Source organism: Azospira sp. I13 (assembly GCF_003112695.1).
Taxonomy (GTDB): domain Bacteria; phylum Pseudomonadota; class Gammaproteobacteria; order Burkholderiales; family Rhodocyclaceae; genus Azospira.
Map to the genome: position 1 here is coordinate 121,874 of NZ_BFBP01000025.1, position 13,414 is coordinate 135,287.

Annotated in this window: 22 protein-coding genes; 17 read left to right on the forward strand and 5 right to left on the reverse strand. The window is 57.9% G+C overall.

The features are described from left to right. The first annotated feature begins 14 nt into the window (after positions 1 to 14). From AZSI13_RS16325 to AZSI13_RS16390, 15 genes are all read left to right on the forward strand, one after another. Complete coding sequence (locus AZSI13_RS16325; RefSeq protein ID WP_235609807.1) at positions 15 to 437, forward strand: hypothetical protein; 423 nt, start codon at positions 15 to 17, stop codon at positions 435 to 437. Continuing rightward, positions 434 to 739 carry an ArsR family transcriptional regulator gene (locus AZSI13_RS16330; RefSeq protein ID WP_109042243.1) on the forward strand — a complete coding sequence of 102 codons (306 nt, stop codon included), beginning with the start codon at positions 434 to 436 and terminating at the stop codon, positions 737 to 739. The genes AZSI13_RS16325 and AZSI13_RS16330 overlap by 4 nt, the downstream gene beginning before the upstream one ends. A gap of 15 nt (positions 740 to 754) precedes the next feature. Continuing rightward, the gene (locus AZSI13_RS16335; protein ID WP_133247346.1) at positions 755 to 1,735 is read left to right on the forward strand and encodes a hypothetical protein; all 981 of its coding nucleotides are present in this window, start codon (positions 755 to 757) and stop codon (positions 1,733 to 1,735) included. After that, on the forward strand, positions 1,689 to 3,500 hold the full coding sequence (locus tag AZSI13_RS16340; RefSeq protein ID WP_133247347.1) for a DDE-type integrase/transposase/recombinase: 1,812 nt from the start codon (positions 1,689 to 1,691) through the stop codon (positions 3,498 to 3,500). The genes AZSI13_RS16335 and AZSI13_RS16340 overlap by 47 nt, the downstream gene beginning before the upstream one ends. A 94-nt stretch (positions 3,501 to 3,594) precedes the next feature. Continuing rightward, positions 3,595 to 3,855, forward strand: a complete 261-nt coding sequence (locus AZSI13_RS16345) for a hypothetical protein (protein WP_109042246.1) — start codon at positions 3,595 to 3,597, stop codon at positions 3,853 to 3,855. A 19-nt stretch (positions 3,856 to 3,874) separates the two neighbouring features. Next, a complete protein-coding gene (locus AZSI13_RS16350) occupies positions 3,875 to 5,065 on the forward strand; it encodes an ExeA family protein (RefSeq protein WP_165833594.1) in 1,191 nt (396 codons plus the stop codon). Next, positions 5,065 to 5,382, forward strand: coding sequence for a hypothetical protein (locus AZSI13_RS16355; protein ID WP_109042248.1), 318 nt, complete (start codon positions 5,065 to 5,067; stop codon positions 5,380 to 5,382). The genes AZSI13_RS16350 and AZSI13_RS16355 overlap by 1 nt, the downstream gene beginning before the upstream one ends. Further along, positions 5,379 to 5,501, forward strand: coding sequence for a hypothetical protein (locus AZSI13_RS18260; protein ID WP_268807544.1), 123 nt, complete (start codon positions 5,379 to 5,381; stop codon positions 5,499 to 5,501). Before AZSI13_RS16355 ends, AZSI13_RS18260 begins: the two co-directional genes overlap by 4 nt. A gap of 9 nt (positions 5,502 to 5,510) precedes the next feature. Continuing rightward, positions 5,511 to 6,404: a hypothetical protein gene (locus AZSI13_RS16360; RefSeq protein ID WP_109042249.1), complete on the forward strand. Its 894-nt coding sequence runs from the start codon at positions 5,511 to 5,513 to the stop codon at positions 6,402 to 6,404. Beyond that, positions 6,401 to 6,637 carry a hypothetical protein gene (locus AZSI13_RS16365; RefSeq protein WP_109042250.1) on the forward strand — a complete coding sequence of 79 codons (237 nt, stop codon included), beginning with the start codon at positions 6,401 to 6,403 and terminating at the stop codon, positions 6,635 to 6,637. Before AZSI13_RS16360 ends, AZSI13_RS16365 begins: the two co-directional genes overlap by 4 nt. Positions 6,638 to 6,644: 7 nt before the next feature. Further along, a complete protein-coding gene (locus AZSI13_RS16370) occupies positions 6,645 to 7,268 on the forward strand; it encodes a DUF3164 family protein (protein ID WP_109042251.1) in 624 nt (207 codons plus the stop codon). Between the two features lies 1 nt (position 7,269). Beyond that, positions 7,270 to 7,512 (forward strand): hypothetical protein, encoded by a 243-nt coding sequence (locus AZSI13_RS16375; RefSeq protein WP_109042252.1) that lies wholly within the window; start codon positions 7,270 to 7,272, stop codon positions 7,510 to 7,512. A 2-nt stretch (positions 7,513 to 7,514) separates the two neighbouring features. Next, positions 7,515 to 7,928, forward strand: a complete 414-nt coding sequence (locus tag AZSI13_RS16380; RefSeq protein WP_109042253.1) for a hypothetical protein — start codon at positions 7,515 to 7,517, stop codon at positions 7,926 to 7,928. Beyond that, positions 7,925 to 8,122 carry a hypothetical protein gene (locus AZSI13_RS16385; RefSeq protein ID WP_109042254.1) on the forward strand — a complete coding sequence of 66 codons (198 nt, stop codon included), beginning with the start codon at positions 7,925 to 7,927 and terminating at the stop codon, positions 8,120 to 8,122. The genes AZSI13_RS16380 and AZSI13_RS16385 overlap by 4 nt, the downstream gene beginning before the upstream one ends. Positions 8,123 to 8,155: 33 nt before the next feature. After that, on the forward strand, positions 8,156 to 8,431 hold the full coding sequence (locus tag AZSI13_RS16390; protein WP_109042255.1) for an HU family DNA-binding protein: 276 nt from the start codon (positions 8,156 to 8,158) through the stop codon (positions 8,429 to 8,431). An 81-nt stretch (positions 8,432 to 8,512) separates the two neighbouring features. On the opposite strand, the gene AZSI13_RS16395 is transcribed toward AZSI13_RS16390, so the two are convergent. Further along, positions 8,513 to 9,139, reverse strand: coding sequence for a hypothetical protein (locus tag AZSI13_RS16395; protein WP_109042256.1), 627 nt, complete (start codon positions 9,137 to 9,139; stop codon positions 8,513 to 8,515). Between the two features lie 74 nt (positions 9,140 to 9,213). Between AZSI13_RS16395 and AZSI13_RS16400 the strand changes: the two genes are divergently transcribed. Then, entirely contained in the window at positions 9,214 to 9,816 is a 603-nt protein-coding gene (locus AZSI13_RS16400; RefSeq protein ID WP_109042257.1) for a regulatory protein GemA, read from the forward strand. An 8-nt stretch (positions 9,817 to 9,824) separates the two neighbouring features. Next, positions 9,825 to 10,169: a Mor transcription activator family protein gene (locus tag AZSI13_RS16405; protein ID WP_165833596.1), complete on the forward strand. Its 345-nt coding sequence runs from the start codon at positions 9,825 to 9,827 to the stop codon at positions 10,167 to 10,169. A gap of 392 nt (positions 10,170 to 10,561) precedes the next feature. Here the strand turns inward: AZSI13_RS16405 and AZSI13_RS16410 are convergent, their stop codons facing one another. From AZSI13_RS16410 to AZSI13_RS16420, 4 genes are all read right to left on the reverse strand, one after another. Further along, positions 10,562 to 11,425, reverse strand: coding sequence for an alpha/beta hydrolase (locus tag AZSI13_RS16410; protein WP_201262419.1), 864 nt, complete (start codon positions 11,423 to 11,425; stop codon positions 10,562 to 10,564). A 109-nt stretch (positions 11,426 to 11,534) separates the two neighbouring features. Beyond that, positions 11,535 to 11,921 carry a hypothetical protein gene (locus AZSI13_RS17405; RefSeq protein ID WP_133247348.1) on the reverse strand — a complete coding sequence of 129 codons (387 nt, stop codon included), beginning with the start codon at positions 11,919 to 11,921 and terminating at the stop codon, positions 11,535 to 11,537. 56 nt (positions 11,922 to 11,977) lie between these two features. Beyond that, positions 11,978 to 12,442, reverse strand: coding sequence for a hypothetical protein (locus AZSI13_RS16415; RefSeq protein WP_133247349.1), 465 nt, complete (start codon positions 12,440 to 12,442; stop codon positions 11,978 to 11,980). Positions 12,443 to 12,550: 108 nt separating this feature from the next. Then, positions 12,551 to 12,886, reverse strand: a complete 336-nt coding sequence (locus AZSI13_RS16420; protein WP_109042260.1) for a DUF4288 domain-containing protein — start codon at positions 12,884 to 12,886, stop codon at positions 12,551 to 12,553. Positions 12,887 to 13,414 lie beyond the last annotated feature (528 nt).

Genomic DNA, 13,414 nt, shown 5'->3' on the forward strand with positions numbered 1-13,414 from the left:
CGCTTCCCCACGCAATGGAGCTTTGCCTGGACTACGCCAGGGAAAAACAGAACCGCTCCGTTGATCGGGTAGCTGATCTGATGGGTTTGGCAAACAAATGGCGCCTCTACAAGTGGATAGCGGAAGGAAACCTCCCATCCAATCTGATTCGGCCCTTCGAGCATGCCTGCGGCACCCACTTTGTCACTCGATACCTGGCCTATTCAGCCCATCAGCTGCTTATCGACATCCCCACAGGAAAGACAGCAAGCAGCGGGGATATCCAGGTTCTTCAAGAGGCCACCAACGCAGCTGTCGGAGCCCTTATCAACTTTGCTGCGGGAAAGTCGGACGCCCCCGATGTTTTGGCCACGGTCTCCACGGCAATGGAAGCATTCGCTTGGCATCGCATCAATGTCGAGAAGCACTCTCAACCTGAACTGGATCTTGACCAATGAACGAGCGTTACCGCAACGAAGCCCAGCAGCGCCTGTGCAAGGTGATCTGCCTGCTGGCCGGCAATGAGTTCAACGGCCTGGCGCCGAGCGAAATCGCCAAGGCCGTAAATGTGAGCCCACCGAACATCACTCGGGACCTGGCCAACCTGAAGGAGGCCGGCCTGGCCGAGCAGCTGCCCGACACCGGCCGCTGGCGCCTGGGTCCGAAGCTGGTGCAGATCGGCCTGGCCTTCACGGCACACCTGGACAAGTCCCGCAGTCGCCTGGACGAAATGACTAACCGCTACACCCGCCAACCTTAAAAAAAGGAAAAGAACATGGTCCGCAAATCGTCTACAGCCGCTCAGAGCAACATTCCCGAAGGAATCCCCTCCGGCCATGCTGTCACGCTGGCTGAAGAGCAAACCATCAGGGCCGTGCAAGACGGCTACACCGAAGACCGTGACCTGATGAATCAGCTTATGGGGCAGATTCAGATGGCAAACGCCATCGGAAAACTAACGACTGTCGTTGGTTTGACCAAGCTCCAGCACATCAAGGAAAACAAGCTATACCGGGCCTTTTCGGGGAAAACCATCCAGATTGCTGAGGGTGAAAAAATCACCGACGTCGGTACTTGGGACGGATTTTGTCGCCTGATCGGCTCTAGTCAGCAGAAGGTGGACGAGGACCTTCTGAATCTCCGCACATTTGGCGAAGAAGCCATGCAGCAGCTCTCCTCCGTTGGCGCTGGCTACCGCGACCTGCGCAAGCTCCGGGCCCTGCCAGCCGAGGAGCGGGGGAACCTGCTGGAAAGCCCCGAACTGAAACAGGCCCTAGCCGAGGGGGACAAGGACACTTTGCGGGAGTTGATCGAGGACATGGCCGTCTCTCACGCCAAGAAGGAGGCTGCCTTACAGGGGCGGGTCAATGAACTGGAAGCCGATCAGGAAGCCAATGACCGGGTGATCAAGGAGAAGGAAAAGAAGCTGGATGCCCTGGCCAAGAAGCTGAAGAAGATGGAAACGGCGACTGACCCGTGGCCCGAGAAGATCCATGCCCTCAAGGATGAGATCGGCAAGATCGGCAATGTCACTGATGAGTGCCTGGGCAAGGTAGCGGTACTCCTGACCGCCACCACCGCCATGACTGACCAGATGGATGAAGAAGGGGTGAAGGCCGCCGAGTCGGTGATTCTCCGCCTCGAGGAGACGATTGCCCGGGTCTGCAACATGGCGGCAGAGCTTCGCAACGCGTTTGACACGGATCTGAGTGCCTATGTCTCCGAGGTGCGTAGCCACCAGCTGGAAGCTTCCTAAGAGGTTTGTTATGGCAATCCAGCCTTCCATCCGCGATTACCTGGCCGACGTTGCGCGGCGCCTGGATGCTGCGCCCCACGGCGGCACTGGGACCATTGTTTCCGATGCTGCCAGCTTCCTTGGCTGGAGCCATTCCAAGCTGTATTCGCGGCTTAAGGCTGATGTGGGTTGGTCCTCCGGCCGGAAAGTTCGGGCGGATAAAGGGACCAGCAAGGTTGATGGGGCTACGTTGGAAATGCTGGGGGCAGTGCAACGGGAGTGTGTGCGGGCAAATGGGAAGCAGATTCTGCACACCCCGGATGCTGTCTCCATCCTGGATACGAACGGCTACGACATTCCGGTCTCTTCGACCCAGGTGAACCGGCTGCTAAAGGCACGGCGGCTGAATGTTGCTGCTCAGAAGGCGGCCGACCCGGTGCAGAGCCTGCGCAGTTTGCACCCGAACCATGTGCATCAGGTGGACCCTTCCCTGTGCGTTCTCTACTACTTGCCGAATGGCCGTCAGGCCATGATGGAAGCGGACAAGTTCTATAAGAACAAGCTTTCAAACTACGCCAAGGTGAAGCTGAAGGTGTGGCGCTACGTCATCTATGACCACACCAGCAGCACGATCTACGCTCGTTATGTTGAAGCGGCAGGTGAGAGCCCGGCGAACCTCTTTGACTTTCTGATGTGGGCCTGGGGACGACAGGAAGGCCGTGAGTTCCATGGCGTACCGAAGATCCTGATGTGGGACAAGGGTAGCGCCAATACGGCGACAGCGATCAAGAGCCTGCTTGAGGCTTTGGATGTCACTCCCATCGAGCATGCGGCTGGCCGGGCCCGGGTGAAGGGCGGTGTTGAGAACGGCAACAACATCTTCGAGTGCAAGTTCGAGTCGCGCTTGAAGTTGGAGCCGGTGGAGACGGTTGAAGAACTGAATGCTGCAGCCCTGGCATGGGCCAATGCCTTCAACAACAACATGATCAACCGCCAGGACAACCGGCTGCACCGCCCTGGCATGGCCCCCACGGCCCGCATGGATTTGTGGCGGCGTATTCGCCAGGACCAGCTGCGCCTTCTGCCTGACGTTGAAGTCTGCCGGGCAACGCTGGAAGGGCGGGAAGAGCAGCGGACAGTGCATCCGAAGCTGCACATCAGCTACCGGCACCCAGCCTCTGACATGCGCCAGCTGTACAGCGTGAAGGGCCTTGATGGCATCTGCGCCCAGGACAAGGTGACGGTGCGGCCGCTGCTGTTCGGCGATTGCGCGATCACGATCCGCATTCCCGTGTTCAACGGGGAGGACAAAGTGTATCGGCTGGAGCCGGAGCGCAACTTCGATGAGTTCGGGTTTGCTGGCACCGCCCCGGTGATCGGTGAGGAATACAAGGCCATGCCGGACACCGGCATTGAGAAGGCGGCCAAGAAGATGGACGAACTGGCTTACCCGGAGCAGGACGCGAAGAAAGCCAGGGAAAAGCAAGAGGCTCCATTCGGCGGCGCCCTGGATGCTCATTCACACCTGAAAGACGTTGCCCTGCCGGCTTTCTTGCCACGCCGTGGCAGCGAGTTGTCCATGCCGGATCACCTTCATGTTGAAGCACAGCCTCTCAACCTGGTGCAGGCCGCCACGGCCTTGAAGTCATTGATTCCCGACTGGGACGGCGAGAAGTACCAGCAACTGGCCCAGCTGTACCCCGATGGGGTGATGGAGGCTGATCTGCCTCTGGTGGTTGATCGCCTTACCCGGGCACCCCGCCTGCGTGTTGTTGGTGGTGCCTGAAATGAAAACGCCGGTTCGGGTGCAACCGAACCGGCATTTGGTGGCCGTTGTTAGCGCAGCGGCCGAAATTGCAACGAGCGTGGAGATTGTAGCCATGAGCAAGACCAGCTTCAACCAGAAACCGAAGAAGGGCCGTTGTGCAGTGTTCGGCCAGGCTGAAAAGCGCCAGATGCACCGGGAGGCCGGTGCGTACATGAGTCGTACCAGCTTCTACCGCCAGGTGCGGCAGGCTGAGGTGCGGGGCGTTTTCAGCAACCTTTTGTGGAATAGCCAGGGATGTCGCTTTGATCGCAACCCGGCTTTTCCGATTCCTAACTATGCGGAGGTCAATCATGGGCGCCGCACTTGCAATTAACTGGCAGGGGAGTCCGTACATGCCGTTGAAGCTGAAAGGCGTATTGGCCCGTAACGGGATTCGACATTCCGAACTGTGCGATGCAGTGAAGCAGAAGGATGGAAAGCCCATGTCGTCAACGGGCCTTTCATTGATCGCTAACTGGAATACCTGGCCGAAGAACACTCCCAAGGAATCCCTGCAGCAGCAAACCCGGGACTTCCTCACCAGCAAGGGAGTTTCTGAAGAAGAAATCGCCACGGCATTCGATGTTGATGGGGAGGACAGCCACCGTCATGCCCACCCCATCGGCATCCACGTCGGACAAAAACACAAGAAACCAGAACCCGAAATCGAACCGTTGGAGATCGAAATGCTTAACCCCGCAGCCAAACGCCACTTCGGCATCTTCCGGGACCCGTTCCAGGCTGATGTGAATGGGCCGGAGGATGTGTTTCTCGCTTCCGACCAGCGCTACATCCGCGAGGCCATGTTCCAGACTGCCCGCCACGGCGGCTTTCTGGCGGTGGTGGGCGAATCCGGTGCCGGCAAGAGCGTTCTCCGCCGCGATCTGCTGGACCGCATCGCTCGGGAGGGCCATCCCATTTCGGTGATCTACCCGATGATCATCGATAAGAAGTCGCTGACCCCCACCTCAATCGGTGAGGCGATCATCAAGGATCTGGTTCATTCGGCCAAGGTTCCCCGTACCAAGGAAGGCCAAGCACGTTTGCTGAATGATCTGCTCCTGGGGTCAAGCCGGGCCGGCAACAGCCACGTTCTCATCATCGAAGAAGCCCATGACATCCCCACCGAATGCCTGAAGCAGTTGAAGCGCTTTTGGGAGTTGGAGGATGGCTTCAAACGGCTGCTGTCGATTGTTCTTGTCGGTCAGCCTGAGCTGAAACAGAAGCTGGACGAGCGGGTGAATTGGGAAGCCCGTGAAGTCATTCGCCGTTGCGAGATTGCCGAGCTGCAGCCCCTGGGCAACAACCTGAAGGACTACCTGCAGCACAAGTTCAAGCGGATTGATGTTGCGCTGGACAAGGTCATGGCGCCGGATTCCTTCGATGCGATCTACGCCCGCCTGACCCGGGTCAAGCCTGGTTCTCGGGAGGTGCTTTCCCAGCTGTATCCCCTGGTGGTGAACAACCTGGTGACGAAGGCCATGAACCGGGCCGCCGAGCTTGGCATTCCCCAGGTTACCGGCGACCTGGTGAAGGAGCTGTGATGCTTGCCACCGCTACTGAGGCCCACAAGGTTGTCGACCTGGTTGGCTTGTCGCCTGCCCAGGCCGACAACGTGGCGGTGGCCCAATCCATCGTCAATATCGCTCGCTGCGTGGAGTGGCTGGCTGGAAAGGGCTACCACGTGCTGTCGTTCTCGGGCGATGCCAACGGCCCTCGCTTGACCATTGCGCCGAAGGTTGGCGCCCAGGCCGATCTGGATGGGGTGAATGTTGGGCGTATCTGCCAGCCCAACCAGACGATCCACCGCTACGTGTCGCGCCGCTTTGACGTGATCATCGAATGGAGGGATGTGAAATGACGTTTCCCGTTGTTTTCCGCAGGACCTTTGCGGGGCTGCAGCGCCTGCACCTGGCGCTTCGTTACTGGCGCTGCCTGGGCTACACCTGGCACCTGGCATGGCTCAAGGCCGCGCGCTAGGAGCCCGACATGCACCAGCAAATCCTTCAGTTCATCGCCGGGGCCCATGCCCAGCAACCCGCCCGCCAGGATGTAGTGGCGAAGCGCCTGAAGGCACCGGAAGCCGAGGTGGCCACCGCGGTGGAGCAGCTCTATGCCTGCCATGCGATCAACCTGGCCCGCATCACGCGCAAGGGCGAAAGCTATGTGGCGATCTGGCCGACGGGCGTTACCCCCGCACCCCATGAATTCACTATCAATCCGAAGAAGCGCCCGCCATCGGGCTCTTTCACCCGGCCGCCACGGCCGGAGAGAGGACACACCGTGAGCAAGAGCACGCTCCCCGCCAATCCCAAGAAGGCCGTCACCGATCTGGAGGCAGGCCTGAAGACCATCCTGAATGGCACTACCGCTGATGCCCCCATGACGCCCAGCGATATCAGCGAGCTGCTGGAGCGGACACAATCCAGCTGGAACCCGGCCATGGCCCGCCTGCTTTCCAGCGGCGTGGTGGCCGCCACCGAAAACCCCAAGCGCAAGGGTTCCCGGGCGTACTACCTGAGTCCTTCCACTTCTCCTTCCGAGGCCGCCGGGTCCTCGGCCGACCAGACGCGGGTGTCGGTCAATAACAGCGTCAGCGGCGGCACTAGTGCCAACCTTTCATTGGTGGCCGACGCCGTATCCACTCCCCCCCCGGGGCCTGTAGTTGGCGCTGCAGACCCCGGGGCGGATACGTCCAGCGATGCGCCGGATGTGAGCTTTGCGATCCACGACGATGGCCGTCTGACCATCACGGATTGTGACCAGGTGCTGGAGCTTCAGCCTTCTGCTACCCGTCGCCTGGGTTACTTCCTTGGTTGTTTGGAGATCCAGGCATGGCCCCCGCGCTTTGACCCTACTTCCATTGAGGAGGTGAGGGCGTGATCCCCGGTACCGCAATTCGTGTCGAGAAGCATCTGGTTGGCCGTGAGCATATTGCCTTCATGGTCGGCCGGACTGGCGTTGTCTGCGACGCCAGCGCCTTCCGGCTCCTTGATGGGTTCGTTGCCGTCTCTCTCAACTACCGGGACGGTTCCCCCCAGGGCAAGTGCCCGAACCTGACTCTTTTCCACCGGGACGAGCTTGTTGTCCTGCAACCCCAAACCGTTACCGACTGAGGACGATATGACTACTACCCCTGATTCCATCCCTGCGGGCTACATGAGGAATGCCCGTGGGCACCTGGAGCCGACTAACACCATTCGCCCCATCGATATGGAGCGGGACAAGCTTGTGATGGAGATCGTGGCCAAGGCCAAGAATCTGAACAGCCAGATCAGCAAGTTCAAAGATGGTGTCTTCGGCGACATCGCAGCTTTCGTCCAGTTGAGTGCCGAGCAGTACGGCGCGAAGGTTGGCGGCAACAAGGGCAACGTGACGTTGATGAGCTTTGACGGCCGCTTCAAGATCGTCCGGGCCATTGCAGAGCGCCTGACCTTCGACGAGCGCCTGCAGGCGGCCAAAGCACTCATCGATGAGTGCATCACCGACTGGAGCCAGGGAGCCCGGCCGGAAATCCACGTCCTGGTCAATGATGCCTTCCAAGTGGATCAGGCCGGCAAGGTCAATACCGGCCGCGTCCTGGGACTACGCCGCCTCAACATCGAAGACGAGCGCTGGAAGAACGCCATGAGCGCCATAGGCGAGGCAATCCAGGTCACAGGCAGCAAGTCATACGTCCGGATCTATGAGCGTGTCGGTGACACCGACCAGTACGTCCCCATCCCTCTCGATGTCGCGGCGGTGTGACATGGAAAAAGACTTCTCTCAGGTCAATTTCCGCGTGAACTGCTCTGGCTCCTGGGCCAACCTTGTCACCGTTAAACAGGATGACTACGAGGCAACGAAGAAGGCCCTGGCGGACCTGGCCCGCATGCACCGGGGCTCTATCCGGTTCAAAGCCATGGACGCTGAGGGCGGTGTGATCGAGGAGTACTCCTCGGTACCGCCTGCCGGCATTCCCCTGTGGCATGAACCGAAGCGGAGGGGGTGACTATGGATGACCAGAAAAAGCTGGACGTCCTCAAGGCATCCATCCTGAACATCGGCCACCTCATTCCGGGAGGCATGAGCATTTCCTTCTACCGTGACCCTGGGGAAATGGCCACAGTAGAACAGACCTTCCCTGATGGCCAGTTGGTCACGGCTATTTTCACCGGCCACTCCCCTATCTACGACGTTCCGGTGGTTCCTGCTGAGTACGGGATTGATCAATGCATGGAGGGAAAAAGCGACGGGTGGCCAGTTGGGGCAACCGTGAAGCTTAAATACGTCGGCTGGCAGGCCGATTCAAATAGCCGTGATTTTGGCTGGGCCAGGCGTAATTCAGAAGGGCTCCTGGTAACGGTCTATGGCGGAGACCCGCTTGATCAGGAGTCATGGGCTGTTGTTGAGGAGCGTAGTGAATGAATGCCAGAAACGTTCCCGTCGATCTGACCGCCCAGGCCGAGCTGGCCCAGGCCGTGGCCATGGTCGGCCGCTTCCTGCCTATGGGCATCTCCGTGAGCTTCTACCGCCCCGAAGGTGAGCCCCGGGTGGCAGTGGAAGTCACCGGGCCGGACGGCGCCACCAATACCCACTGGGCCGACCAGGTCGGCCACTAATTTTTCACGTAGCAACAAACCAAGGAGTAGCACATGAAACAAGTCGAACTGATCGCCAAGGTTGCCGAAGTCTCCGGTGCTTCCAAAAAGGACGTCGAGGCCATCCTCAAGGCTACGGCCGATGTGGTGACTGAGCAGCTGCAGGAAGGTGATGCCGTCGCCTTCTTCACCCTGGGCAAGTTCACCATCAAGCAGCGTTCCGGCCGCACCGGCCGCAACCCCAAGACCGGGGAGCCCATGGAGATCTCCGCCAAGAACGCCCCTGGCTTCTCCTTCTCCACTCCCCTGAAGAAGGCCCTCAACCCCTAACCCGAGTCCCCTGACTCGGCGGCCTCCGAAAGGGGCCGCCCGGTCAGAAGGCTCTCAGAGTTAAATATGGATAGAGAAATTTCAGGAATGCGGGCTAGTTTCCGCAAGACATGCTTTTTGGCACTCCACCATTGCCTTAGATATTTGCAGCTGGGCTTCTGTCGTAAGGAACTCAACCAGCTGCAACGCGTCGTCTATACGCGCCCTCTTCTCAGGGTATGTAGGCCCGCAAACCATGGAAAGGTAATTCTTTGCCGAGGCGATACTTCCCTTCGCACCTGCCAAAAGAAATGCGGACTGGTTTGGCAATGGCTCCAGCACCAAAAGTTCGTCATCAGTAACCCCAATGTCAATTTCCAACAATTGATTCAGCAGCAATTCACAAATGGATACCGGTGCGTTGTCATCAATGCACTGTCTTGCGCTAAGCGAGATGTAACCGAGCTTGGCGACAAGCATAGCAAGATGTCCTGTGATTCTGGCTGCGGTCAGTTGGGCTCTGACATAGGCTTCTCTCCTACGCCTATACCCTTCACCGAGGGAAATTCCCAGAGCTATCACCGCTGCAGCAATGGTGCCAATAGCACTGACCATCTCCCACTTTGGTTGCCAATCACCATGGCTTGGAAATTCCCCAAGCAACACTCCGATGGCAAAGGCACCGATCACCATGATCGTCGGCCAGGACTCGTTACGAAAGAGATGCATAAGTCCTCCATAATTTTCGGGGATCGTAGCATGTTGATTCCATCTGTCATTGTTTCCATAGGGGAGGCTTAGTCATGGCCTTCCTTCCTGCCGATCAATTGAAGCGACGTATTGTCGCTATCCGTACCCGGCGGCACCAGGCTGCCGATGTGCTTGACGATGTCGCCTATCGAACCCTCCTACAACGTACAGCCGGAGTCACTAGCTCTACTGCAATCAGGACCCTGGCTCAGGCTGAGAAGGTCCTGGCTGAGTTTGATCGGCGCGGAATTGGAAAGACAGCAAAGGCGACAAAGGGAAGAGCGGGCGGACGGCCGCACAATCTCAGCCGTGTGGACATGCTGCAGAAGATCGAAGCCCTCCTGGCCGACATGGAGTTGCCCTGGGCGTACGCGGATTCAATCGCCCGGCGCCAGACAAAGCAGGCCGGTGGCATTGAACGCCTGGCATGGGTCCCGGATGACGACCTCGTTGGCGTTATCGCCGCTCTGCACCGGCAGAAACTGAAGCGCATCAATGAGTCCTTGGCTGCGCTGAAGGTTGAGCTTGGGCGGCGCTCACTCAACATGGAGTGGGCCCGGTGCCAGGCCGAAGACATGGGCCGCTTGGATTCACCATGGCCCTGGCTTGAATGCCTACAGACCCAGCGCCTATTGTTGGCACGCCTGGCTGCTTGAGTCTCATCATGTCGCTCTCGCTACCTGACAACTACCCGGAGCTGTATAGCCACATCGCTCATGTCGTCTACGACATGATGGTCGGCCTGCAGCTTCCGTCCGATGTCGCCAACGAGATCGCCCTGGCCACCTCCGAATCTGTTCGCCTGAACTTGGGTGGCGGCCAGATCTACCTGGAGAAGGGCGTGAGCTATGAAAACGCCGCCCGCAACAAGGAACTGTGGGACCGGTTCAACGGGGACAACTACAAGGAGCTGGCCGCGCTGAGTGGCCTGTGCGTGATGCGTATTCGGCAGATCATCAACGAAATGCGGATCAAGGAGCGGGAGCGCCGGCAACCCAACCTGTTTTAGCCACGCCCCGGTGTTTTACCCCTCGCAACACATTTTCACTTCCCATCCCGCAAAGTCCCGATTAATCCCACCTCATCCCGGACTTATCGCAGGATTCCCCCCTGAGTTATCTCGTTCTCTTTCAAAAGCGAGCCCGGTTTGGCGCCCCGCTCCGCGGGGTCCCCTGCGCTACTCGCTTCCGGCGGAGGATGCGCAACTCGGGCCTAAAAGCCCTCAAACAGTGCTCGCCCTTTTTCCGCCGTAAGCTGCGTTGCTCGGCGCCGCACAGGGCGGGGCTGGCACGTCCCAGCAGCTACCGTAAGCGGAGACAGCCACCTAACGTTTAAGGTAAGGGGCGCACCGCCGATAGGCGGAGCGTCCCAGTGGCCGAAGGCCACGCCTTGACCGAAATGTTAGCCAGCGTTTCGCAGGTGCTTAGCCACGAAACCGAAAACTGTTTCATCGTAAGTTTTTGGATCAAAGTGATAGAGATCAACATGGGCCGCACCCTTAACAAGCCAGAGCTCTTTCGGCAGAGTTGCTGCGGTAAATAAGCGTTCAGTTTCGTTTAAAGTTGTGTGGCGATCTTCAGTTCCAGCAGCAACAAGGACCGGTGCGGCAATAGACGATATATGATCGATTGGACGAAGTTGATTCAGAGAAATCCCCAGCCGAAGGGGAAGCTGAGATAGGAGCAACGGCGCAAAGACTGCGCCCAGTTCGCCTAGCCGAATACGGAGCCTATCGGTTACCGCTTCTTCTATGGTGGGATACATTGATTCAAGAACAACAGCATTCGGAGCAGGCGAGATGCCTGCTAATACAAATGAAACAGCTCCGAGAGAAACACCGATTACTGCGATTTTTTCGCCCGGGAGTGATCTTTCTAGAAAGCGCAGACTGGCTTTAACACCTTCGGCTTCCCGAAAGCCAAAAGTAATGCGCGTTCCAGAACTTTCGCCGTGCCCCGGAAGATCAACGAGCAGGACTGAGTAGCCGCGGCTATACAGTACCTTTGAACGCTCAAGCATTTGGCGTCGATCGCTTCGTACCCCATGCAGCAATAGGACAGCACCTGAGCCTCTTGTTCCCTGTGCGAACCAACCTGTCACTGATTCGCCTGAGGAGCTAGGGATGACAACTGACCGCGCTCTAAAATCAGAGGGCGGTGGACCAATAACTCGATGCGCCGGACTGCTGAGCATTTCAGCGATGCCCATGATCAGCACAACGAGTGCGAGCGCGAGGATGCCGAGGGTAAATGCAATACGGCGCATATAAAAGCAGGCTAACGTAGAGCTGACCGGCGCTGCGCGGCTTTATCGCGCAGCGTCCAGCGACCGAAGGGAGCGAGGTCGAGCGCCATGTTATGCCTTGGCCGAAAACTCACTTTAGAACCACCTTACGAAACTGGACCTTCGGCTGAGAATGGAGGGAACTGAAAACCGTAAGCGTTACTTGAGGCTCTGGCTGTCGCGTGTGGGCTTCTTTGAATTTTGAAACGATTGCATCGACCAGCACTGGATCTTGCGTGGCATAAAGATTGACGTAAGCACCGCCCCAACGGACCAGGCCGAGATTTACCTCGCCACCCTCCCAAAACAACAACTCTTTCCTCCGGCAATCGGAGGTAGATGAGCAAATGCCGTTTGCAATGAGAACGCCTTCTGCCAGCGCCAAATATTGCTGTGCGGCAGCACGATGTGGCTCACCGCAAGCGGCTAATAAAAAAGCGGTTATCGCTATGGCGAAGGGGGCTTTGATGCTAGGCATAACGTGAAAGTGAGCGGCCTGCGCGGCTTTTCGCGCAGGTCCGGTCGACTGAAAGGTTATGCGTCATGGCACCGCTCCCGCGGTGGTAATGCGTCGTTCGAGTATTTGGCCATGCTCTTGCTTCCGAATACGTTCCAGATAAACAGACCCGTAGTGGATTCTGTGACCCACTTCCCGTTGATGTTGGCCTGGAGTTCCCATTTTCTCGGCTTGCCATTGGCCTGCGTTTCTTCAATCCGCATATTGCGGGAAAGAAGGTCGCGCACCAACCCAAACACGCAAGCCAAGGCGGCCGGGAAGCTCTCAAATTTCTCAGCGTGAAAGTGATCGTGGCACCCGCGATCAGTCTGAATCTCAAGTTCCTTAGAAATCGGATCGTAGGAAACCTCGATGTCGAAGCCCTCGTCATTAATCTTGCGGAAGGAAATCGTGAGCCGATCTTCGCTCCAGCGATGATGAACTGACGAGGCTGAGCCGGCCAATTGGTTGGCGTATTCGTAGAACTGACTTTCAGCCGACACGGCAGTCACCGTTGAGACGCATAACGACGAAGGTCAGCGGCAGGCGGACAGCGCAGCTGGCCGACTGTCCGCTGGACCGGATTGTTAGGGCACGGTTTTGAACTGTATTTACTTGCGTACATGTTCTGCCCCTGTATCAACGAAATGATCTAAATACTCTGAGGGGGCTAGTTTGCTTGAGCGCATTGAAGAAAATACTTCGGCTTTGTCTTCAAGCGATTCAGCAAAGAGATGGAATACCTCGACGAAGCCTAGATATTCCGTTCCGTCTGTAGCGTATTGAGATGCCTCTTCTTCGGCTTTGGCAATCGCATCGTCTTCATCTGAGGCACGAAATAAGACGATTCGCTCCTCGTATACCCAGCCTTCTTCTTGTTTGGCAGAGAGCTGCGTATGTCGGAACACACACTTTGCTGCGTACCAGGGTTCATTGGGCATTGGCATATGGGCCCTAACTAGTAGTAGACGACAAAAACGTCCAATAAAAATGGGGCTGTCCAATATCCTGGAACACCAGACAGTTTAAAAGGCTTATCCCACAAGGGATTCAGCAGATTCGACCTTTTTCTGCCCGACTAAAAATCAGTAAAACCGGACAAACTCAAACTTACCGGCGGCGCGTACTTTCAGCAACAAAAATTGCAATTCGCATACCCCCACCATTCTCCCTGTCAGCACCATTGCCAAGGCCACGCGGTGTTCCATCCCCTTCCACCCCCGCCGAGCAGCGCAAGGCGGGCGGGGGGACGTCGGCGAGGACTGTCTGAGCCCCGTAGGGGGCGAGTTCCGCAGCCGCCCCGTCCGACTGAGCAGCGCAGGGGAGCCCGCAGGGCCGGGGGGGAGGGTCGCTTTCTTGTTGCTTACTTATTCTTGGCGATTCAAGAATAAGTAAGCCGCCGGGCAACGGCGGAATACAGCCGCCAATCCACAGACCACGCAAAACCACCCCCAACCACGCCACAACCCCCCCCC